Origin of the sequence: Roseovarius aestuariivivens, assembly GCF_004761875.1 — a bacterium.
GTDB lineage: Bacteria > Pseudomonadota > Alphaproteobacteria > Rhodobacterales > Rhodobacteraceae > Roseovarius > Roseovarius aestuariivivens.
Genome location: NZ_SJEY01000001.1, coordinates 565982 through 585251 on the forward strand (window position 1 = coordinate 565982; position 19270 = coordinate 585251).

Below are 19270 nucleotides of genomic sequence, written 5' to 3' on the forward strand. Positions count from 1 at the left end.
ATGCGTTTTGCGACCTATAATGTGGAATGGTTCAACGCGCTGTTCAACGACGCGGGCGCGGTACTTGATGATACCGAATTGTCCGGTCGGCACGGGATAACACGGACCGATCAGCTGGCGGCCCTCGGCATCGTTTTCACGGCGATGAATGCGGATTTGGTTCTCGTGGTTGAGGCTCCGGACACCAATCGCCGCCGTTCGACCGAAACTGCCCTAGAAGCGTTTGCGCGGCTGATGGGATTGCGCGCGCGAAAGGCGCTTTTGGGCTTTGCCAACGAGACGCAGCAGGAACTCGCGATCCTTTACGATCCCGATGTGCTGAGCTGCAAGCACGACCCGCAAGGCGAAGAGTCCGGGCGCAGGGGTGCGTCAGGCGCGCCGCGCTTCGACAGCGTATTCCGAATAGATCTGGATATCGATGCAACTGAAGACCTTGTCGAGTTTTCCAAGCCACCGCTGGAGGTGGCACTTGAAACGCGAGGAGGTACCGCGGTGCGACTGATCGGTGCACATCTTAAGTCGAAGGCGCCGCACGGTGCGCGCAATCGCGATCAGATGATGCGCATGGCCATCGCGAACCGACGCAAGCAACAGGCGCAGGCCGTATGGCTGCGTCGAAGGATCGAACAGCATCTCGACCGCGCCGAGCCTTTGATCCTGATGGGCGATCTGAATGATGGTCCGGGTCTGGACGAGTACGAAGACCTTTTCGGCCGTTCCTCGGTCGAGATCATCATGGGGACGGGACAGGGGGCGGAACGCGAACTTTATGATCCGCACGCGCGCCGTGCCCTGACCCGCCGCATCGGTGCGATGAACACCACCGCGCGGTTTTACATCAGTCAGGAGAAACGGTTTTTGCAGGCCTTGCTGGATTACGTGATGGTCTCGCCGGATTTGCGGGCAAAACAGCCGTCGTGGCGCATTTGGCATCCTTTCGATGATCCCGACTGCTGGCGGCACCCCGAACTGCGTGACGCGCTTGTCACCGCCTCTGATCATTTTCCGGTCACGATGGATATCGCCCTTTGACCTTATAAATTCGGGTGGCTTTGCCTATATTGAGATCATGAAACAATGCGTTTTGACCCTGGCCACATCGCTGTTATTGGCGGTTCCCGTTTCGGCGCAAGACACTGAAACGGAACCGGGCACGTCGCTGATGGAGCGTGGGGCGGAGCTTTTCTTCGAAGGGTTTCGACGGGAAATGGAACCGGCGCTTGACGACTTGCGGGCGCTTGCCGAAAACATGCAGCCTGCCCTGCGGCAATTCATTGATGAAATGGGACCGGCATTTGCCGATCTCCTGCAGAAAATCGACGACTTCAGCGCCTATCATCCTCCCGAGATGTTGCCAAACGGCGATATCATTATTCGCCGCAAGACACCCGAAGAGATGGACGTTGTGCCACCGGGCGAAGATATCGAAATCTGAGGTGGCTCAGGTCTTAATGACCGTTTCGGCTCCGAGCGAACTTGCCAGAGACTGAAACCGTTGTTCGGCGACTTCACCGAAAAGCGGTGTGGCTTCGGCGGAAAGTTTCAGCGTAAGTATCTTTTTGCGCGGCTGCCATTTCAACTGGCCCAGTTTCGCATCCTTTCGCAGCCAGAACATCGCCGCAAACCTCATGGCCTTGCCGAGCACCTCGGCTTCGTGGGCTTCTTTCTCGGTGATGAGTGCGCTTAGCGCGTCAAGGCGCGTGCCTTCCCGGCTGTTGGAGTAGCGATGCATGAGGGAAATGGCCAGAAACACCCGTTCGGAGTGCTTCAGACCGCCCAGATTTGCGCGTGTCGCATTGTCAAAACAATCCTCGGCCCGGTAATCGGGATGCGCCCGCCAACTCACATCGTGCAAAAGACACGCGGCTTTGATAATGCGCAATCGGTCTTTTGCAGCTGTGCGAAAGATTGGGTGGACGAATTCGAACACCATTCGCCCGTAGCCCGGTACGCGGGCATCCTTCGATTCTGCAAATCGGCAAGCCTCAATCAGGGGGTCGCGATCGCGGAGCATCTGCGGCATCTGCTCGTAAAGCAGCCCTTCACGTATCCCATAGCTTGAAACTGCGATGTCTCGTGGTTTGAACGTCTTCACCAGACGGCGGAGCACCTCGATCGCCTCTCCTACCAGCGCCATACGTGCCGAGGACACGCCCGACCGTTGACGCAGGTCTTCTGGATCTTCCTGTTCGATGAACTTGGCCGTATCGCGCACGGCTTGCGGCGTCATACGGTATTCGTGCAGCACGCGAAGCGGATAGCCGCGCCGCGTCATGTCTATTTTGGCAATCGCCCGCCAAGAGCCACCGACAAGGAACAGCCGGTTCTTCTGCTCGCCCAACTCTTCGTGCATGCGCTCAAGCGTACCACGGATGTGGGTTTTGCGGGCTTTCTTACCGCCCTTAATGTCCCGCAGCTTCAGCGGTCCAAGATCAGAGGTCAGCCGCTTTCCCACTTCGCCGCCATTGATCTCGGCCAATTCGAGTGATGAGCCGCCCATATCACATACAAGACCATAGGATCCCGGCCATCCCAAAAGCACGCCTTGTGCTGAAAGGCGCGCCTCTTCCTCTCCGTCGATCACCCACAGCTTTATACCGGTCTCGCGTTCGACCTCTTCCCGAAAGTCTGGGCCATCCTCCGCTTCGCGCACTGCGGCGGTGGCAACCGCTGACAACGGCCCAGTGCCCATCGTTTCGGCCAAGTGGCGAAAGCGCTTCATCGCTTCGAGCGCGCGCGCGCGGCCTTCGGGGTTTAAACGTCCGGTTTCGGACATCCCGGCGCCGAGACCGCACATAATTTTTTCGTTGTAGAAATAGGCCGGGCTACGGGCCGCGCCGTCGAACACGACAAGACGGACTGAGTTCGATCCGACATCCACAACGCCCACTCGGCTCAGTGCGCGGGCCGAAGGTTTGTCGAAAAGAGGCCGACCGAAAAGACCGCTGTCCACTTGATCTGCCTTGTTCTGGCCGTCCATGATCACCCCGGCGTGGCGTTACCGGCCCCGTGTATGCGCCATGCGCCGGTCGCGGTCAATCATCGGTGTGGGTCAGTTTCGGCACATCCGCAGCTCCGGCCGAACCACGGCCGGAAAGTGACGGGTTTTCCATGAAGAACCGGTGACAGCTGAAGGCAAATTCACCCTCCGACACCTCGATGCGACCGAAACTGCCATCGGGTGACATCACCCAGCTTTGAGCGACATCCGCCATGTTGGCCGCCATGATCTGGCTGACAATCTGTGCTTTGACCGTCGGGTTGGTAATCTCGACCAGCGATTCAACCCGGCGATTGAGATTGCGATCCATCCAGTCGGCTGAGCTGATATAGACGCGAGCCTTTTTCGAAGGCAAGCCCGACCCGTTGCCGAAGCACACGATGCGCGAATGCTCGAGAAAACGTCCTATGATCGATTTAACGCGAATATTTTCGCTAAGCCCGTTAATGCCGGGCCGCAGCCCGCAAATCCCCCGCACAACAAGACTGATCTGCACACCTGCCTGGCTTGCGGCGTAAAGGGCATCAATCACGTCGCCCTCGACCAGCGAATTCATCTTCGCCCAGATCATCGCCGGACGCCCCGCCTTGGCGTGCTCAATCTCGGCATGGATCATCTCAAGCAAACGCGGTTTAAGAGTGATCGGCGAGATTGCAAGATTTTCAAGCTTTTCGGGTTGCGCATAGCCGGACAGAAAATTGAAGACCTTCGTCGCATCGCGCCCGAGCGTTGCGTCGCAGGTGAAAAAACTGAGATCGGTGTAGATCTTGGCGGTGATGGGATGGTAATTTCCGGTGCCGTAGTGCGTGTAAGTCACGAGGTTGTCGCCCTCACGCCGGACCACGGTCGAGATTTTTGCGTGGGTCTTCAGATCCATGAATCCATAGACCACATGCGCGCCCGAACGCTCCAACCGCCGGGACTGCCGGATATTGGCCGCCTCGTCGAAGCGGGCCTTGAGTTCGACAAGCGCGGTCACCGACTTGCCCTCTTCGGCGGCTTCGCAGAGCGCGTCAACGATGGGGCTGTCCTTGGACGTGCGGTAGAGTGTCTGCTTTATTGCGACGACATTGGGATCACGAGCCGCTTGGCTAAGAAAGCGGATGACCATATCGAAGGTCTCATACGGGTGATGCAGTAGCATGTCCTTTTGCCGGATCGCAGCGAACATGTCGCCATCGTGATCCTGCACCCTTTCCGGCACGCGCGGGGTGAAGCTGGGCCACAAAAGGTCGGGTCGCTGGTCAAGCACCAGTTCCTTCAGATCGGCCAAACCTATCATGCCATCCACTTCAACCACCTCTTCGGGACGGACTTCAAGTTCGTCCATGATGGTCTGGCGCAGGGCCGCCGGCGCACCGGCGGACATCTTGAGACGCACGACCTCACCGCGCCTCCGGCGCTTCAGCGCGACCTCAAACTCGCGCACGAGATCTTCGGCTTCTTCCTCGACTTCCAGATCGCTGTCGCGGAGGACGCGGAAATTGCAGTGTGCTTTATAGGAATACCCGGGGAACAGATGATCCAGATGCAACAGCAGCAATTCTTCCAGCGGCAGCACGCGATGCTGCCCTTCCGGTGCGGGAAGCGGCACGAAGCGGTCGATCTGGTTTGGAATTGGCAAGAGCGCCTGCAAAGGGCGTTTGTCTTTCTTGCGCTCAAGTTGCAGCGCCAGAGAATAGCCGAGATTTGGAATGAAAGGAAAGGGATGGGCCGGATCGATCGCCAGCGGTGACAGAACCGGAAAGACTTTGTTCAGAAAGGCTTCGTTCAGATAAGTCTTATCTTCGGCAGAGAGCCCTTTGCGATCAAGGATTGCAATGTGCTCGTTTTCCATCAGCGCGCGCAACGTTTCAAGCGTGTCCTGCTGGTTTGTCAGCAGGCGGCGCGCCTCTTCGTCGATCAGAACAAGCTGTTCAGCAGGGGTGAGCCCGTCAATGCCGGGCGTAGTATTGCCCGATTGTGCCAGTTCCCGCAAACCGGCGACGCGCACGTTGTAGAATTCGTCGAGATTGGTGGCCGAGATGGACAGGAACCGCAGCCTTTCCAACAGCGGCACCCGCGGGTTCTTGGCCTCTTCCAGCACACGCCAGTTGAAGCCGAGCCAGCTCAGCTCTCGATTAAAGAACCGGCCTGGCCCGGCGATATCGAGTTCGGGTACGTCAATCGGCGCCGGCATCGGTGCCTTGAGGAAATCCGCGGTGTTCATATCTGCGTTGTCGCGCTGGTGCGTAAAGGAAAGATGACAGACTCTGCCGGTAAGGGGCCTAGTTGTCCAGCACTTCGGCCGCCATCGGCCGTGTGATCGCGCGGCTTTGTTCAAGTGATGCACGATCGAGTTTTTCAACCGCCGCGCGCGCTGCGTCAAAGGAACGCTCTATCCGGCGCACCAGATAGGATAGCACAGCCGGTGCCGGCGTGATCTGACGGTCGTCGAAGAGTTTCGCCAGAACGGCGGTCAGCAATGCGTCGTCCGGCGGTTCAAGCATCACGGTGGTTGTCGCCTGCATGCGGCTGGCCAGATCCGGCAGGACGAGAGACCAGTGCGTCGGAGCGGTCCGGGCGGTGAATAGGATCGGATTGCCTTCGGCGAGAGTGAGGTTGTGCAGATGAAAAAGCGCCCGCTCCGCATCGGCGTCGCCTGCGATGGATGTGCAATCCTCAACGGCGACCGGGGTCGCGGCAAGGGTTGAGATGTCGGCACTGGACAAGTCCGTCGCGGCCACGATGCGACCCTCGGCCATGTCCGCCCAGATATGCGACAGATGTGTCTTTCCTGACCCGGGCGGCCCGGCCAGAACGATCTTGCCGGAGGGCCAGTCGCGCCATGTGTCGATAAGCGCCACGGCGCGCTGATTGGCGGACGACACGAAGAAATCCTCGCGCCGCCGCGCGGTCCGGACCGGCAGCTCGAAACTTAGCTGTCGGGACATCACCCGTCTCCCTGATCCTCGCTCGAAAGCCCGCGATACAGTCGGCTGTCTAGATACCGGTCGATGGCGAAGCGGGCCAGAACCCCTATTGCCGCCGCAACGGGAACCGCGACCAGCATCCCGACAAAGCCGAAGAGCGCCCCAAAGACTGACAGGGCGAAGATCAGCCAGACTGGGTGCAGGCCCACCGAGCTTCCGACAAGTTTTGGGGTCAGGATATTGCCCTCCATAACTTGTCCAAGCACGAAAATGCCGGCGACAAGGCCGATTGATACCCAGTCACCCCAGAACTGAAACATCGCAAGTCCGATGGCCAAAGCCCCGCCCACCAGCGCGCCAACGTAAGGGATGAAGGTGATTAGCCCGGCAAAGGCCCCTACGACCAGACCGAATTGTAGGCCGACCAGCATCAGGGCAATCGCGTAGTAACTGCCAAGCACAAGACACACCGTTCCCATGCCGCGAATGAAACTTGCCAGTGTGTCGTCGATCCGGCGTGCCAACGTCCGGATCGTCGGCGCATGGTCACGCGGGAGCAGTTGGTCGATTTCGGCGATCATGCGATCCCAGTCGTAAAGAAGGTAAAAGGCCACAACAGGCACGATCACCAGCAGCACCACCACGTTGATCAGCGAGGCCGCAGAAGTCAGCACCGACTCCAGAAGTTGTCCACCCCGGTCGCGGATCGTCTCTCCAACCGAGATGAGCGACTTGCGCAATGTGGAATCCTCATCGATGAGCGATGGGAACCGTTCGGTCAGAAACGTCTGAAAGTCGTTGAAAAGCTTGGGTGCCGTATTCACAAGATTGACCGACTGTTCAATCAGGGTCGGGATCACCAAGAGGGCCATGATGACAAAGATCAGGAGGCCGACAAGCGTGATGACGGTCACGGCGATAGCCCGGGACAGACCCATCGCTTCGATCCGGTCGGCCACGGGATCAAGGAAATAGGCAATGGCTGCGCCAAGCACGAACGGCAGGATCTGATCGCCGAGAAACCATAAGACGACGATGAAGATCGCCGCCGCGATGCCCCAGTATTGCAGCTGTGTCTTTACCGGAAGTGCCATTTGACCTCACTCTTTGCGCTGCCCTAGTTTGCGCAGGCGCGCGGCGTTTGCAATGGCGCGGGTTTGGCTTGTCTCGTTCCGGCGAACACCATAAACGGGATCAACTCCGCGGCTCTGAAGAGGTTTTCGCATGCGCCTGTCCCGTTATTTCCTGCCCGTTCTGAAGGAAACGCCCAGCGAAGCACAGATCGCCAGCCATCGTCTGATGCTGCGGGCGGGCATGATCAAACAGTCCAGCGCAGGCATCTATTCCTGGTTGCCCTTGGGATTCAAGGTGTTGAGAAAGCTGGAAAACATCGTGCACGAAGAACAGGTGCGCGCGGGCCATATCCCGATGCTGATGCCTACGCTGCAATCCGCCGATCTCTGGCGCGAATCGGGGCGTTACGATGCCTACGGCCCTGAAATGCTGCGCATCCGTGACCGTCAGGATCGCGATCTGCTCTACGGCCCCACCAACGAAGAGTTGATCACCGACATCTTTCGTAGCCATGTCGGCAGCTATCGTGACCTGCCGCTGACGCTTTACCATATCCAGTGGAAATTCCGCGACGAGATCCGCCCACGTTTTGGCGTGATGCGGGGGCGCGAATTCCTGATGAAGGACGGCTATAACTTCGACCTGACGAAAGAGGACGCCCTGCACGCCTACAACCGTCACCTCGTGAGTTACCTGCGCACCTATGAACGCATGGGCCTGCAGGCAATTCCCATGCGCGCGGAAAGCGGACCCATCGGCGGCGACAACACGCATGAATTCCTTGTCTTGGCCGAGACCGGGGAGTCTGGTGTGTTTTATGACAGCGAAATCACGGATCTCCGCTTCGGCGATCGCGAGATCGACTACAACAGCGTTGAGCAATGCGCTGAAATACTGGAAGAATTCACATCCCGATATGCGCGCACCGACGACATGCACGACCAAGATGCGTTCGAGGCGCAGGTGCCCGAAGACCGCCGCCGCGAGGCGCGTGGTATCGAAGTGGGTCAGATCTTTTACTTCGGCACCAAATATTCCGAGCCCATGGGCGCCACCGTGCAGGGGCCCGATGGCAAAGCCGTGCCTGTCCATATGGGCAGCCATGGTATCGGTGTCAGCCGCCTCGTTGGCGCAATCATCGAAGCCAGCCATGACGAAAAGGGCATCATCTGGCCCGAGGGCGTGACCCCGTTCCATGCGGGAATCGTGAACCTCAAGCAGGGTGACAGTGAGGCCGATGGCGCCTGCGAGGCGATCTACGCATCGCTTCAAGCGCTTGGGCTTGAGCCGCTTTACGACGATCGTGACGAGCGCGCGGGCGGAAAATTCGCCACGATGGACCTGATCGGTCTGCCATGGCGCATCACCGTCGGGCCCAGAGGCCTCAAGAACGGGGTGGTCGAACTGACCAGCCGTCGCACTAGCCAGAGCGAAGAGCTTCCGCCCGAGCAGGCGGTGGAAAAGCTTGCGAAGATCTACCTATAGCAGGAAATCGCCGATCATATTTAAGGCGATTGCAGACAATTGTTTGGGATAAGTCCCGGATCAGCTATGCTGCTTGAAAAAGAAAACGAGGCAGGCAAGTATGATCCGTGTTCTGGCAGTGGTGGCCGGGCTTTTCGGAGCCGTCGGCCTTTCGCAATTTCCTGAGTATTCTCAACAATATATGCAGCGTCTTTCAGGTGCGGTAGAAGAACTTGACCGTATCGTGGCGCGGTTTGACGCGGACGCCGAAAGCGTCGGCCTGACCCGTAGTGCCGCTTTGGTAGATCTCGCGTCCGGAGGCCGAATGGGAGAGGCGCGCGCCTTGTCGATGCAGAGAGTTGTGGAACGCCATGCCCGTTTGCGTGAGGATCTTTTGGTGCTTGAAGGCACAACAACGGTCGGCAAGCTATTGAAGTATCGCCGTTTCAGCGATGACAAGATCGCGAAAAGAGCTCTGGATGATTTCAAGCCGGCCGTTCCGGTCACGACCGAGGGGTTCGGCTTTGGCGCTGCCGGATTTGGGCTGGGTTACAGCCTTGTCCTGTGCTTGGGCTTTGCAACTGCACGTTTGCTGCGTCGTCGTCCAAGCAAGGCTCAACCCGCGTGATTTCCATTTTCACCGCCACGTCCGGCTGATATTGACCTCGGGCGCAGCATGTTCGCGACCTGCGCCAGACAAGACATCGAGGTTTTTCGTGGCAACAACTCCGGCGCCTTTCGCCCCTTTCGAGTGGATGATTGCCTGGCGGTATCTTCGCGCCAAACGCGCCGAGGGTGGCGTCAGCGTCATGACCTGGATCAGCCTTATCGGCATTACGCTGGCCGTCTTTGCACTCATCGCGACGCTTGCTGTCCGCTCGGGCTTTCGGGCGGAATTCGTCGACACGATCCTTGGCGCCAACGCGCATGTAACCGTCTACAGCGCGGGCTCGGTCGACGCTGAAAGCGGCCGGATCAACCGCACAATCGAGAACTTCGACACGTGGGCCGAGCAACTGCGCAATGTCGATGGCGTCACGCGCGTTGCGCCGCTTGTCAAAGGTCAGGTGATGGCCAGTGCGCAGAACCGCAACGCGGGCGTGCAGGTCTTCGGTATGCGGGCGAAGGATCTGGCCGGATTGCCGCGCATCGCTGACCCTGAAACGGGTCTCGGGGATCTGGCACTATACGAGGACGGCGTTGCCATCGGCACGGGCGTCGCGCGAGAACTGGGCGTGTCAGTGGGCGACCGGATCAGGTTAATCTCGCCCAATGGCGTCAAAACCGCCTTCGGCACGTCCCCGCGCGTGAACGCCTATGAGGTCGTCTATGTCTTTTCCGCCGGGCGTTATGACATAGACCGCGTGCGAGTTTACCTGCCTTTTGCTGAGGCGCAGGCCTTCTTCAACAAGGAGGGTGTCGCCGACGAGCTGGAGGTCATGGTCGAAGACCCTGAGCGCGTGGACGACATGGCTGTCGAGTTGCTGCGTGCGGCGGGAGAACGCAGTCAGGTCTGGACCTGGCGTGATTCATCCGGCGGCTTTCTGCGCGCGCTCGAGGTCGAGGACAACGTCATGTTTGTGATTCTGTCGATCCTCGTTCTGATCGCGGCGATGAACATCACAAGCGGGCTGATCATGCTGGTCAAGAACAAGGGTCGGGATATCGGTATCCTGCGGACCATGGGTCTGACCGAAGCCTCGGTTCTGCGGGTCTTTTTCATCTGTGGCGCATTCACAGGTATTATCGGAACGGCATGTGGCGTGGTTCTGGGGTGTCTTTTCGCTCTCTATATCGATCCGATTTTCAGCTTCGTGAACTACGTCTCCGGCGGTGGTGTCTGGGACCCGTCGATCCGGGGTATTTACGCGCTGCCTGCGAAATTGCAGCTTTGGGACGTGTTATCGGCGGTGGCGCTGTCGCTTTCATTGAGCTTTATCGTCACGATCTTCCCAGCGCGCCGCGCCGCGCGCATGAACCCGGTCGAGGCGCTGCGCTATGAGTGAAACGATGTTGCGGCTGGCGGGCATTTCAAAGACCTACAACAAGGGCAAAAGCAGCGAAGTGCGCGTGCTTGACGGCGCCGACCTTATGCTAGACACCGGAGAACTCGTGGCGTTGGTCGCGCCGTCTGGCGCCGGAAAATCCACCCTTCTGCATATCGCGGGCCTTCTGGATACGCCCGATGCTGGCGCCGTCGAGATCGGCGGCGTCGACATGACCGGCCTTGGTGACAGACGGCGCACCGTCGTGCGGCGTCAGGAAGTCGGTTTCATCTACCAGTTCCACCATCTTCTGCCGGAGTTCACAGCGGAAGAAAATATCGTGCTGCCGCAGCTTGCCAACGGCATCGCCCGAGCAAAGGCGGAAGCGCGGGCGCGCGATCTGCTGGCCAGGGTTGGCGTCGACGGAAGGGCGGGGCACCGTCCCGGCGCGATGTCGGGCGGCGAACAACAGCGTGTGGCCTTTTGCCGGGCGTTGGCCAATGCACCTCGGCTACTTTTGGCCGATGAACCGACGGGCAACCTCGATCCGGCCACATCCGATCAGGTTTTCGACGCGCTTCTGGACCTTGTGCGCGGCACCGGTCTTGCTGCGCTCATTGCCACCCATAACCTCGATCTGGCGGCACGTATGGACCGGATCGTCAAACTGGACGGCGGGCACGTCGTTCGCGGAGAGCCCGGGGCGCGCTGAAGCACGCCCTACCAATCAAGGAAAGCCTATGGAAATCGCACTGGACGAGATCGAGACTGTGGCAAAGACCGCCCTGATGCGACATGGCGCGGCGGAGTGGGTCGCGATCGAGGTCGCCCGGGCGGTGCGCGAGGCCGAAGGATTGGGCAACCGGATTTGCGGGCTTTACTACCTGGAAAGCTATTGCCAGCAACTTCAGACCGGGCGGGTGCTCGGAGATGTGGAGCCGCAAGTTCGCCGGGAACGCGCCGGCGCCATCGTCGTTGACGCGCGTTTCGGTTTTGCACAGCCGGCCTTTGCCCGCGCTCTACCAGACGCGATCGAGGCGGCGCGCGAGACGGGCGTAGCGAGTCTGGCCGTCGCCCATGCCCATACCTGCACCAGTCTTGGGTTTTTCACCGCGCAGATTGCCCGCAACGGGCTGATCGCTCTCGGCATGACAAATGCCAGCCCCATTGTCGCCCCGCCGGGTGGCAAACACCGGGTGATTGGTACGAACCCGATATCCTTTGCCGTGCCGGACGGGCAGGGTGGACTCGCGATGCTGTTCGATCAGTCCACGACCACGGTGGCGCTTGGGCGGATCACCATGGCCAAGGCCGCCGGAAAGTCGATCCCCGAAGGCTGGGCGGTGGACGCCGAAGGTCAACCGACGACAGACCCCGAGACCGCGCTTAAGGGCTCGCTGGTCAGCATGGGTGGGCACAAGGGTTGGGGCTTTGGCTTGATGGCGGAACTTCTCGCCGCGGGCATGACAGGCAGCCGCGCAAGCATGGATATCGAACCGCTGAAGGCGCCCGAGGGCAAGCCGCACGATATCGGCGATTTTTATTTGCTGCTCGATCCAGACGTCTCGGGCGCATTCTTCGAGCGTTTGGCACAGCTGGAGACGGCCGTGTCCCGCGACGAAGGCGCGCGCATGCCGGGCTCGGCCCGTGTGCCTGCAGATCCTGTTGCGGTGGATCCCTCGGCCTGGGAACTTGCCCTGCGGTTGGCCGGGCAAGGCTGACCCGATCACATCAAGGTTAATTGCACAGTTGCCGTGGAAGGCTAGGTCGTTTTGGCAGACAAGAGGAGTTTGCTATGCGTCTTTTGCCCGCTACTATCTTGGCCTTGGTTCTTGGTGTCACATCGGCGTCGGCCAATCAGGTCAGCTTTGACGGAAGCTGGAAGAACCAGAAGTTCTCGCTTTTCTCAACCAACCGCTACGCCCAGCAGGGCGACACCTTGGGCGTTTCTTCGGATGGCACCGTCTCGTTGCTCTACAGTGCCGTGCCGCGATCGCTCTGGTCTTCGGGCACCGCGTCTTGGCGCTGGCAGGTCTCGCAAAGTGTGCCGGCCACCGATTTGACCCGCAAGGGCGGGGATGACAGAAATCTCGCGCTCTACTTCGTGTTCTTGCCAGAAGATCAGGCGCGCCAGCTACGCGGTTCTTCGGTCGCGAGGCTTCTCAATAATAAGGATGTTCGCGTCTTGGTTTATGTCTGGGGCGGGGGGCACGCGCGCGGTGCGATGTTGCCTAGTCCTTATCTTGGCGTGCGGGGCAAGACGGTGGTTCTGCGTCCCTCGGGCACCGGGCAGGCCGGCGAACGCGTGGAACTGTCGCGCGATTATGCCCGGGCATTTGGCGGCGAACCGACGGCCTTGGTCGGGCTGGCCATCTCTGGCGACAGCGATGACACCGACAGCTCCATCCGCGCTCAATTGGCCAATCTGCGCCTGAACTAACGCGTTATACCTTCTGTGTGAGAAAAACGCCCGCCGTCATCAGCGCAATGCCGGAAAGCCGAGTAAGAGACAGCTCTGCCGGGCGCGCGCCGAACAGGCCGAAATGATCGATCAGCGCGGCCGAGATCAGTTGCCCCAGCAGCACGAAGAAAACAGCGTTTCCCACCCCGAAATGAGGGGCGATAAAGGTGATTGACAATACATAGAAAGCGACCAGCGTACCGGCCAGAAGAAGATGCCGTGGTGTGCCGGATAGGCCCAGTCCCTGGCCAGGCGGGCGGTAGACCGCCAGTACCGCCAATGTGGTTGCCAAGGCCACCAGAAACAGGATTGCCGCGGCTGCGACTGGCGAACCCAGGCGGACCCCAAGCGCCGAATTGAGCGCGGCCAAAACAGGAATGCCGATCCCGGCCAGAAGCATCACGAGGGCGTACGTTGTCGAAGGCGGCATAGCATTATCTTTCCTTGATGTCGCAGGCGGACAGTGACACGCGCGCCGCGACTGATCCAGATCAATGTCTTTCTCGGACAGTCGAACGTAATCTAGCAGGGCGGGGGAGCAGAGGGAGCCGCGCATGAGGTCAGGGCCCGTGGTCGTTTTGTTGGCGCTTGCATTATCGGGCTGCAATGCGCCATCCGAGGTTTCTCGAGGCGCAGGAGCACGGCTTTACGCTGATGCCTGCGTCAGCTGCCACGGGCCCGGGGCCAGAGGAGACGGGCCTTTGGCGAAAGATCTGCCGATCCGGCCCGCGGACCTGACCCGGCTTGCCGCGGATAACGGAGGCATGTTTCCCTATGCGCGGGTCATGGAACAGATCCATGGCTACCCCGGTCAATTCCAAGTCATGCCGGAATTTGGAAGTTTGTTGGACGGGCCAGAGGTTGCATGGCGCGCTCCTGACGGCAGTAATCTGCGAACACCGCGCCCCTTGCTGGATGTGGCGCGCTATCTGGCCGCGATACAGGAAGGTTCTTGATATGAAATACCTCAAAGTTTTGGCGCTCGCGTTCACGGCAGGGCTCGTCGGCAATCTTGCGACAGCCGACAATATCCCCGAGCCGGGAGATTCCGAAGCAGGCAAGGCGCTTTATGCGCGCTACTGCGTGGCGTGCCATGGTGAACAGGCTGATGGAAATGGCGCGATGCGTCCCGTTCTGGTCATCGCGCCGGTCGATCTGCGCCGTTTGGCAGCAGATAACGGAGGCGACTTCCCGCTTAAACGCGTGGTTTGGCGCATCGACGGACGCGACCCTGTGCTGTCGCATGGCTCGATGATGCCGGTATACGGCGAGGTTTTCGCCGCCGGGCCGCCCGAAACCCTGCGTACAAGCGCGGGGCAGCCGCTAATGACGACAGAGCCGATGGCCGACCTTGTCGCTTTTCTGCGTGATATTCAGATCGAGTGATGCTCTGGGAACGTACCCCAAGATTTCTGAACGCGGCTGTGCGAAACACTCCGACCATTGTACCGTTTGATCCGGTCCACATTTGTCCTAGAATTTCTTCCACACAGCGGGGAATTTGACCATGAAAACCTGGATACTGACGATCGTCGCAGCTCTGATCCTGCTTTTGCCAGCCAGGGCCGATGAGGCGGCGCGACAGGTCATTTCGGACCAGATCGCCGCCTTTCTTGAAGATGATTTCGAAACCGCCTTCACCTATGCAAGTCCAAAGATAAAACAGATTTTCGGCGGTCCCGAGCGCTTTGGTGAGATGGTTCAGCACGGTTATCCGATGGTCTGGCGGCCTGCTGACGTGAAATTCCTGAATGCCGAACAGATCGGCGCCGGTCTACGTCAAGGTGTCTTGGTCCGTGACGCGGCTGGCGTTTTTTACGAACTGGATTATGAGATGATCGCGGGTCAGGATGGCTGGAAAATCGACGGTGTCCGGATCCGGCAACTGCCCGAAGGCAACGCATAACCAAATATCCTGAAGGAACCGAACGGAAACGCGCGGTCCATCTTGTGTGATCCAAATCAAGGCAGAACGCGCGGGCGCATCGCATCCTCTGGCTAAGACACCCCAGAGGAGGAAACCGATGTACAAAACTATCATGGTGCCCATTTCATTCGACAATGATCGTGATGCCGCCGGCGCGCTTGAAGTTGCGAAGCTGCTTGCGGGTGACGATGGCAAGATCCTGATAATCCACGTCATCGAACAGATCCCGGCCTACGTCATCTCCTATGTGCCGGCCGAATACATGGACGAAAGTCGCAAGGCGATCACGGCAGAGTTGAATGATATCGCAAGCAAGATTCCCAACGCCGAGGGCATTCTCGTCGACGGGCATTCCGGCAAAACCATTGTGGAATACGCGTCTTCGCACGAGGTGGATTGTATCGTCATCGCGAGCCACAGGCCGGGCATGCAGGATCTTTTCCTCGGCTCGACCGCGCAACAGGTGGTGCGTCACGCCCCCTGTGCAGTGCATGTCATTCGCTAGGTAAAAGCGCGTCGGTACAAACCGCGCAGCTTGTCCTGCGCGGTCTGCGTTACCACATGTCTGAAGTTGTTCTTGTCGAAAGGAGTTCAGAACATGAAATGCCCGGTGGATGGCGACACGCTTCAGATGACCGAACGCGCCGGCGTCGAGATCGATTATTGTCCGACCTGTCGCGGAGTTTGGCTCGACCGCGGTGAACTCGACAAGATCATTGAACGCTCGGCCCCGCAGGCCGAGACAGCACCGCAGGCGCGCGTCTATCCTGCTGGTGACAACGACGGTCGCCGCAAGAAAAAGCGCGGCGGATTTCTCGAAGACCTCTTCGACTTCTGACGCCTTGTATGGCTGATTTGATAAGTATCTCGCGCAGGTCCCCGGCTGAGATGAATGGTTGCGGTAGCTTCTCCCGCGTAATCAAGAACGCTTCGCTTACCTTCAGAGCCGGTTGCGCAGGCTTGGTCTAAAAATCAGCTGACGGGATGTAGTGCTTGGCAGGTCGACTGTGTAAAGTTGCCTGTAGGGAGGGCGCTTATGCACAAGATCCTTGCGCTTTGGGCGCATCCACGATCGATGTCCACAGCAACCGAGCGAGTGATGCGCGAACGCGGAGATTTGGCGTGTCTCCATGAGCCTTTCATGTACGACTATTACGTGGGGCATGGCCGCGACTTTCCCGGTTTTGAACCGGCCAAGGATCATCCGACGGACTACGCGGGTATCCGTGCCATGCTGCGGCAGGCCGCGGAAAAAGGGCCAGTCTTCTTCAAGGATATGGCGTTTTACGTGGTTCCGCGGATGCTGGACGATCCGGTGTTTATGGCCGAGATTACCCATACGTTTCTCGTACGCTCGCCCATGGCGTCGATCTTGAGCTACCACAAGCTCGATCCCGATTTCGGGTTGGAGGAAGTTGGCATCGAGGCGCAATGGAGGCTTTACGACGCGGCGCGGAATGCGGGCCTGTCGCCCGTTGTGATCGAGGCGGAAAGCGTGCGGGCGGACCCCAAGGGCACGATGCGCGCCTACTGGAACGCGGTCGGTCTGGATTATCGTGAGGCGGCCTTTGACTGGCAGGCCCCGCCGAAGGATTGGGAGCATGTCAGCGCCTGGCATGAAGAGGCCAGCACCTCTTCGGGCATTCGAACCGCGGATGCGGAAGAAATGCTGCGCAAGGAAATGGAGTTCGAAGCGCTTGTCGAGCGTGCACCGCATCTGCAGGCGTATCTTGATCATCACGCGCCGTTTTACGCAAAACTGTCCGAAGCGGCGCTTTGGCCGGGCGAAGAGGGGCGCTAGGCCAAGCATGTGGAAGATAATGCGACTGGCGGCTCTGATGCTTGTTTGTCCGGGTTTGGCAGTAGCCGAAGACATTTTGTGTCTGATGGCACCTTTCGAGGATCAATCCGTCCCGGCGGTCGCAAGTCTGGTTGTGCAGGCGCGGAAGGACGTCGCGGGCTTCCCCTCGCTCGAGTCGGCGCTCAACGACCCGGCGCTTGAAATCTGCCTTTCGGATAAGCTGATACTCGAACTGGGCTATATGCTAGTGTCACCGCGTCGCATCGTGATCAGCAGCCTGGCCGCGCCGGATCTGCGCAGGGCAATCGTCGTGCATGAGCTGCGTCATCTCGACCAAGTGCGAAGCGGCGCTTGCCCGCGTCCGGGTCTGTCCATGGAGGAAAACGCACGCGCCGTGATGGCGAACGAGGCGGACGCCAACGCCGTGTCCCTTCTAGTCGCCTGGGAAGGGCGCCAGGACGGCAAAGAGGCCCTGTGGGACGCGCTTAAAGCCTGGGACAGCACGAAAGATATCGTTGCCAGGTTCGAGGAGGCGATGACAGCAGGTGATGGCGCGGCGGGGGCCGCCGCTGCGGCCTTCGCGCAATGGTATGCCTCTGAAGCGCGTGTCGAACGCTACTATCTCAGCAGTTGCAGCGACTACCTAGACCGCGAAGACCAGGACCATCGCCTGCCCTCTTACGGAACGTTGAGCGACCGGTATTTCCGGCAACTTTGCATTCTGCCAGGCGGCGCGGCATATGACTGCAGCGATCCGTCGTCTCGCTAGCACCGCCCAACGGGCCGCTCTGGCGACCTGCCGGGCGGGCCACGTTCAGAATTTCGTCAGGGCCACGACCTTTTCGATCCCGTCTTCGCCTTCCGACACATAGTTAACCGTGACACGGTCACCGACGGTCAACGTCTCAGGAAAAAGCGCACCGTTGCGCAGGTCATAGACCGTCTTGTCGGTCAGGGTGACGGTCTGTTTGGTCAGATCAAGGGCGGCGATGGTGCCGGTCGTGAATTCACGGGCAAAGGAAGGGGTGGCTGCCACGAGCAGGGCGGCGGCGATCAGGGTGCGCATGTCTGTGCGATGTCCAAAAGAGAGGATGGCGCTCTAGGGGCGAAGCCGCCCTTGCCGCCGCCGGACGGAGCCTCGCGCCCGGATGGATCGTTGTATGCGCTTCTTGCGTGAGTCGCGCAAGATGGGCTTGTGAGCGGGCCTGCGATTTGCGGGAACTGTGATGCAAAAGATGCGAACACGCCGCACTGAAGCACGGCCTACGGTGGCGGCTGGCTTGGTGCCTTTGTGAATCGGGATAGAGTCACGTTTGGGCGTCGGTCTGTGTTAAGCTCAAGCGGAGGAGGAGACGCCCATGTTAAGGATCGAGGCCGGGGCCACGTGCCAGACCGTTATCACCACGTTCGAGTGTTCCCCAGGCACTTGCGCGGATCTGCTGGACGCGCTGGAGGCGGCCTATGCGGAGTTCATCTCGAAACAGAAAGGGTTCATCGCGGCGGGGCTGCATGTGAATGATGCGCAAACCCGGATCGCCAATTACTCGCAGTGGGAGCGTCGGGAGGATTTCCAGGCGATGCTGCGGTCAGACGAGATGCGGACGCGGAACCGGGAATTTGCGGCGCTGTGCTCGCGGTTCGAGCCGGTGATGTACGAGGTGGCGGGGGTGTTTTGAGTGTGGTGTTCGGCAGACACGGCACATGAACCGCAATGTACGTCGCAGTATAAGCCTAAGGACTATGCTTTGTTTGAATTCGGCAAACCTCGTTCCGGGTATTTTGCGGCCCAACTCTCAATAAGGAAGAGTGCTAAGGAGCTTGCGGCATTTACTGAAAGTCTTGCTATGCGAGCGTCCACGCGCTTGACCCCTCTTTCGCGACCATGAGCATCTCCAGCATGCGTCCGAAGCGCGCCTATACCGCTGACTGCATTACTGATACCTGATAGTATTTTTCTTACATCATCTGCGATGACGGGGTTCATTTCAGGTTTGTCCGGAGAAAGTCCGAGCGGATCGCGAACTGCCTTGTAAAGACTGGAAATTGCTAAATCCTTGGGAAGCGGAAGACTAAGCTCTACGAGGATGGATCTGCAAACGCTTTCAAGGAGTGATGATGCAGCTGTAATTGCGTCTTCGGGATCATCGTCAATGAAGGAACGTGCTCGTTCAATCTCATCCATCACTGTATCAAAACTGAACTGCTGGGCTACAATTGTGGCAGCGTTAATAACTTCATCTTCGCTGCGGGCTTCTATTGCAGATACGGTTTTCTCGAACTCCTCGTTTTCGAGCGCCATTGGCATCTCGTGAAGTTCAAGTTCCTCCACGTCAATGTATCCACCAGAGAACAATGCGTTTTTTCTTTCAAATACTTCATCATGGGCTCTATTGCGATATTTCCACAACGCGCGAAGTAATCTACATGCTCGACGAGGGGTCGCTGAAGACAGAAAGGTTCTTACACGGTTCGCTTTTGAGTTGCCATTTTCAGCATATTTATCGCTATAAATGTTGATGCTTAATTCGTCCTCGAAGAACTCGGACAGTGTTTGATTTGAAAAGTCTAGGACATTCCCACCAGACATATCGAACCAGCCATCAATCAGGCGCTTCTCAGAGTGTTTTATCTTAACCACTGCTCGC

The 19270-nt window shown here is 59.0% G+C and carries 23 protein-coding genes; 16 read left to right on the plus strand and 7 right to left on the minus strand.

What is annotated here, in order from left to right:
* Both EZV60_RS02750 and EZV60_RS02755 read left to right on the plus strand, forming a co-directional pair.
* Window positions 1-1032, plus strand: coding sequence for an endonuclease/exonuclease/phosphatase family protein (locus EZV60_RS02750; RefSeq protein ID WP_135501881.1), 1032 nt, complete (start codon window positions 1-3; stop codon window positions 1030-1032).
* 37 nt (window positions 1033-1069) lie between these two features.
* On the plus strand, window positions 1070-1435 hold the full coding sequence (locus tag EZV60_RS02755; protein WP_135501883.1) for a hypothetical protein: 366 nt from the start codon (window positions 1070-1072) through the stop codon (window positions 1433-1435).
* A 6-nt stretch (window positions 1436-1441) separates the two neighbouring features.
* On the opposite strand, the gene EZV60_RS02760 is transcribed toward EZV60_RS02755, so the two are convergent.
* From EZV60_RS02760 to EZV60_RS02775, 4 genes are read right to left on the minus strand one after another with little or no spacing between them, the layout of a single operon-like run.
* Window positions 1442-2980: a Ppx/GppA family phosphatase gene (locus EZV60_RS02760; RefSeq protein WP_135501885.1), complete on the minus strand. Its 1539-nt coding sequence runs from the start codon at window positions 2978-2980 to the stop codon at window positions 1442-1444.
* A 55-nt stretch (window positions 2981-3035) separates the two neighbouring features.
* The gene (locus tag EZV60_RS02765) at window positions 3036-5210 is read right to left on the minus strand and encodes an RNA degradosome polyphosphate kinase (protein ID WP_135501887.1); all 2175 of its coding nucleotides are present in this window, start codon (window positions 5208-5210) and stop codon (window positions 3036-3038) included.
* Between the two features lie 58 nt (window positions 5211-5268).
* Window positions 5269-5934 carry an HdaA/DnaA family protein gene (locus tag EZV60_RS02770; protein ID WP_135501889.1) on the minus strand — a complete coding sequence of 222 codons (666 nt, stop codon included), beginning with the start codon at window positions 5932-5934 and terminating at the stop codon, window positions 5269-5271.
* On the minus strand, window positions 5934-7007 hold the full coding sequence (locus EZV60_RS02775) for an AI-2E family transporter (RefSeq protein WP_135501891.1): 1074 nt from the start codon (window positions 7005-7007) through the stop codon (window positions 5934-5936). Before EZV60_RS02775 ends, EZV60_RS02770 begins: the two co-directional genes overlap by 1 nt.
* A gap of 130 nt (window positions 7008-7137) precedes the next feature.
* On the opposite strand from EZV60_RS02775, the gene proS reads away from it, so the two are divergent.
* From proS to EZV60_RS02805, 6 genes are all read left to right on the plus strand, one after another.
* Window positions 7138-8472, plus strand: a complete 1335-nt coding sequence (proS, locus tag EZV60_RS02780; protein WP_135501893.1) for a proline--tRNA ligase — start codon at window positions 7138-7140, stop codon at window positions 8470-8472.
* 100 nt (window positions 8473-8572) lie between these two features.
* A complete protein-coding gene (locus tag EZV60_RS02785; RefSeq protein ID WP_135501895.1) occupies window positions 8573-9079 on the plus strand; it encodes a DUF2937 family protein in 507 nt (168 codons plus the stop codon).
* A gap of 88 nt (window positions 9080-9167) precedes the next feature.
* Entirely contained in the window at window positions 9168-10457 is a 1290-nt protein-coding gene (locus EZV60_RS02790; protein ID WP_135501897.1) for a lipoprotein-releasing ABC transporter permease subunit, read from the plus strand.
* Complete coding sequence (locus EZV60_RS02795) at window positions 10450-11148, plus strand: ABC transporter ATP-binding protein (protein WP_135501899.1); 699 nt, start codon at window positions 10450-10452, stop codon at window positions 11146-11148. Before EZV60_RS02790 ends, EZV60_RS02795 begins: the two co-directional genes overlap by 8 nt.
* 28 nt (window positions 11149-11176) lie before the next feature.
* The gene (locus EZV60_RS02800) at window positions 11177-12157 is read left to right on the plus strand and encodes an Ldh family oxidoreductase (RefSeq protein ID WP_135501901.1); all 981 of its coding nucleotides are present in this window, start codon (window positions 11177-11179) and stop codon (window positions 12155-12157) included.
* A 74-nt stretch (window positions 12158-12231) separates the two neighbouring features.
* Complete coding sequence (locus EZV60_RS02805) at window positions 12232-12876, plus strand: DUF3047 domain-containing protein (RefSeq protein WP_135501903.1); 645 nt, start codon at window positions 12232-12234, stop codon at window positions 12874-12876.
* A gap of 4 nt (window positions 12877-12880) precedes the next feature.
* Here the strand turns inward: EZV60_RS02805 and EZV60_RS02810 are convergent, their stop codons facing one another.
* Entirely contained in the window at window positions 12881-13297 is a 417-nt protein-coding gene (locus EZV60_RS02810) for a DMT family transporter (protein ID WP_245306193.1), read from the minus strand.
* Window positions 13298-13451: 154 nt separating this feature from the next.
* Here EZV60_RS02810 and EZV60_RS02815 point away from each other — a divergent pair, with 154 nt between their 5' ends.
* The 7 genes from EZV60_RS02815 (at window position 13452) to EZV60_RS02845 (ending at window position 17394) form a co-directional block, all read left to right on the plus strand.
* Complete coding sequence (locus tag EZV60_RS02815; RefSeq protein ID WP_135501907.1) at window positions 13452-13853, plus strand: c-type cytochrome; 402 nt, start codon at window positions 13452-13454, stop codon at window positions 13851-13853.
* A gap of 1 nt (window position 13854) precedes the next feature.
* Complete coding sequence (locus EZV60_RS02820) at window positions 13855-14283, plus strand: c-type cytochrome (RefSeq protein WP_135501909.1); 429 nt, start codon at window positions 13855-13857, stop codon at window positions 14281-14283.
* A 121-nt stretch (window positions 14284-14404) separates the two neighbouring features.
* The gene (locus EZV60_RS02825) at window positions 14405-14803 is read left to right on the plus strand and encodes a DUF4864 domain-containing protein (RefSeq protein ID WP_135501911.1); all 399 of its coding nucleotides are present in this window, start codon (window positions 14405-14407) and stop codon (window positions 14801-14803) included.
* A 118-nt stretch (window positions 14804-14921) separates the two neighbouring features.
* Window positions 14922-15329 (plus strand): universal stress protein, encoded by a 408-nt coding sequence (locus EZV60_RS02830; protein ID WP_135501913.1) that lies wholly within the window; start codon window positions 14922-14924, stop codon window positions 15327-15329.
* Between the two features lie 93 nt (window positions 15330-15422).
* Window positions 15423-15662 carry a TFIIB-type zinc ribbon-containing protein gene (locus tag EZV60_RS02835; RefSeq protein WP_135501915.1) on the plus strand — a complete coding sequence of 80 codons (240 nt, stop codon included), beginning with the start codon at window positions 15423-15425 and terminating at the stop codon, window positions 15660-15662.
* Window positions 15663-15860: 198 nt separating this feature from the next.
* Window positions 15861-16625, plus strand: coding sequence for a sulfotransferase-like domain-containing protein (locus EZV60_RS02840; protein WP_135501917.1), 765 nt, complete (start codon window positions 15861-15863; stop codon window positions 16623-16625).
* A gap of 85 nt (window positions 16626-16710) precedes the next feature.
* Window positions 16711-17394, plus strand: a complete 684-nt coding sequence (locus EZV60_RS02845) for a DUF6782 family putative metallopeptidase (protein ID WP_135501919.1) — start codon at window positions 16711-16713, stop codon at window positions 17392-17394.
* Between the two features lie 45 nt (window positions 17395-17439).
* On the opposite strand, the gene EZV60_RS02850 is transcribed toward EZV60_RS02845, so the two are convergent.
* Window positions 17440-17691: a hypothetical protein gene (locus EZV60_RS02850; protein WP_135501921.1), complete on the minus strand. Its 252-nt coding sequence runs from the start codon at window positions 17689-17691 to the stop codon at window positions 17440-17442.
* A gap of 292 nt (window positions 17692-17983) precedes the next feature.
* Between EZV60_RS02850 and EZV60_RS02855 the strand changes: the two genes are divergently transcribed.
* Window positions 17984-18301, plus strand: coding sequence for an antibiotic biosynthesis monooxygenase family protein (locus tag EZV60_RS02855; RefSeq protein WP_135501923.1), 318 nt, complete (start codon window positions 17984-17986; stop codon window positions 18299-18301).
* 62 nt (window positions 18302-18363) lie between these two features.
* Here EZV60_RS02855 and EZV60_RS02860 read toward each other — a convergent pair whose 3' ends face one another.
* Window positions 18364-19263, minus strand: a complete 900-nt coding sequence (locus tag EZV60_RS02860) for an abortive infection family protein (RefSeq protein ID WP_210115048.1) — start codon at window positions 19261-19263, stop codon at window positions 18364-18366.
* Window positions 19264-19270 lie beyond the last annotated feature (7 nt).

Excerpts from the sequence above, each read along its gene's own strand:
- EZV60_RS02800 (WP_135501901.1), top strand. The coding sequence starts at position 11,177 with ATGGAAATCGCACTGGACGAGATCGAGACTGTGGCAAAGACCGCCCTG.
- EZV60_RS02755 (WP_135501883.1), top strand. The coding sequence starts at position 1,070 with ATGAAACAATGCGTTTTGACCCTGGCCACATCGCTGTTATTGGCGGTT.
- EZV60_RS02855 (WP_135501923.1), top strand. The coding sequence starts at position 17,984 with ATGTTAAGGATCGAGGCCGGGGCCACGTGCCAGACCGTTATCACCACG.
- EZV60_RS02775 (WP_135501891.1), bottom strand. The coding sequence starts at position 7,007 with ATGGCACTTCCGGTAAAGACACAGCTGCAATACTGGGGCATCGCGGCG.
- EZV60_RS02750 (WP_135501881.1), top strand. The coding sequence starts at position 1 with ATGCGTTTTGCGACCTATAATGTGGAATGGTTCAACGCGCTGTTCAAC.
- EZV60_RS02820 (WP_135501909.1), top strand. The coding sequence starts at position 13,855 with ATGAAATACCTCAAAGTTTTGGCGCTCGCGTTCACGGCAGGGCTCGTC.
- EZV60_RS02835 (WP_135501915.1), top strand. The coding sequence starts at position 15,423 with ATGAAATGCCCGGTGGATGGCGACACGCTTCAGATGACCGAACGCGCC.
- EZV60_RS02785 (WP_135501895.1), top strand. The coding sequence starts at position 8,573 with ATGATCCGTGTTCTGGCAGTGGTGGCCGGGCTTTTCGGAGCCGTCGGC.
- EZV60_RS02770 (WP_135501889.1), bottom strand. The coding sequence starts at position 5,934 with ATGTCCCGACAGCTAAGTTTCGAGCTGCCGGTCCGGACCGCGCGGCGG.
- proS (WP_135501893.1), top strand. The coding sequence starts at position 7,138 with ATGCGCCTGTCCCGTTATTTCCTGCCCGTTCTGAAGGAAACGCCCAGC.
- EZV60_RS02825 (WP_135501911.1), top strand. The coding sequence starts at position 14,405 with ATGAAAACCTGGATACTGACGATCGTCGCAGCTCTGATCCTGCTTTTG.
- EZV60_RS02815 (WP_135501907.1), top strand. The coding sequence starts at position 13,452 with ATGAGGTCAGGGCCCGTGGTCGTTTTGTTGGCGCTTGCATTATCGGGC.
- EZV60_RS02830 (WP_135501913.1), top strand. The coding sequence starts at position 14,922 with ATGTACAAAACTATCATGGTGCCCATTTCATTCGACAATGATCGTGAT.
- EZV60_RS02765 (WP_135501887.1), bottom strand. The coding sequence starts at position 5,210 with ATGAACACCGCGGATTTCCTCAAGGCACCGATGCCGGCGCCGATTGAC.
- EZV60_RS02810 (WP_245306193.1), bottom strand. The coding sequence starts at position 13,297 with ATGCTTCTGGCCGGGATCGGCATTCCTGTTTTGGCCGCGCTCAATTCG.
- EZV60_RS02805 (WP_135501903.1), top strand. The coding sequence starts at position 12,232 with ATGCGTCTTTTGCCCGCTACTATCTTGGCCTTGGTTCTTGGTGTCACA.
- EZV60_RS02845 (WP_135501919.1), top strand. The coding sequence starts at position 16,711 with ATGGCACCTTTCGAGGATCAATCCGTCCCGGCGGTCGCAAGTCTGGTT.
- EZV60_RS02850 (WP_135501921.1), bottom strand. The coding sequence starts at position 17,691 with ATGCGCACCCTGATCGCCGCCGCCCTGCTCGTGGCAGCCACCCCTTCC.
- EZV60_RS02795 (WP_135501899.1), top strand. The coding sequence starts at position 10,450 with ATGAGTGAAACGATGTTGCGGCTGGCGGGCATTTCAAAGACCTACAAC.
- EZV60_RS02760 (WP_135501885.1), bottom strand. The coding sequence starts at position 2,980 with ATGGACGGCCAGAACAAGGCAGATCAAGTGGACAGCGGTCTTTTCGGT.
- EZV60_RS02840 (WP_135501917.1), top strand. The coding sequence starts at position 15,861 with ATGCACAAGATCCTTGCGCTTTGGGCGCATCCACGATCGATGTCCACA.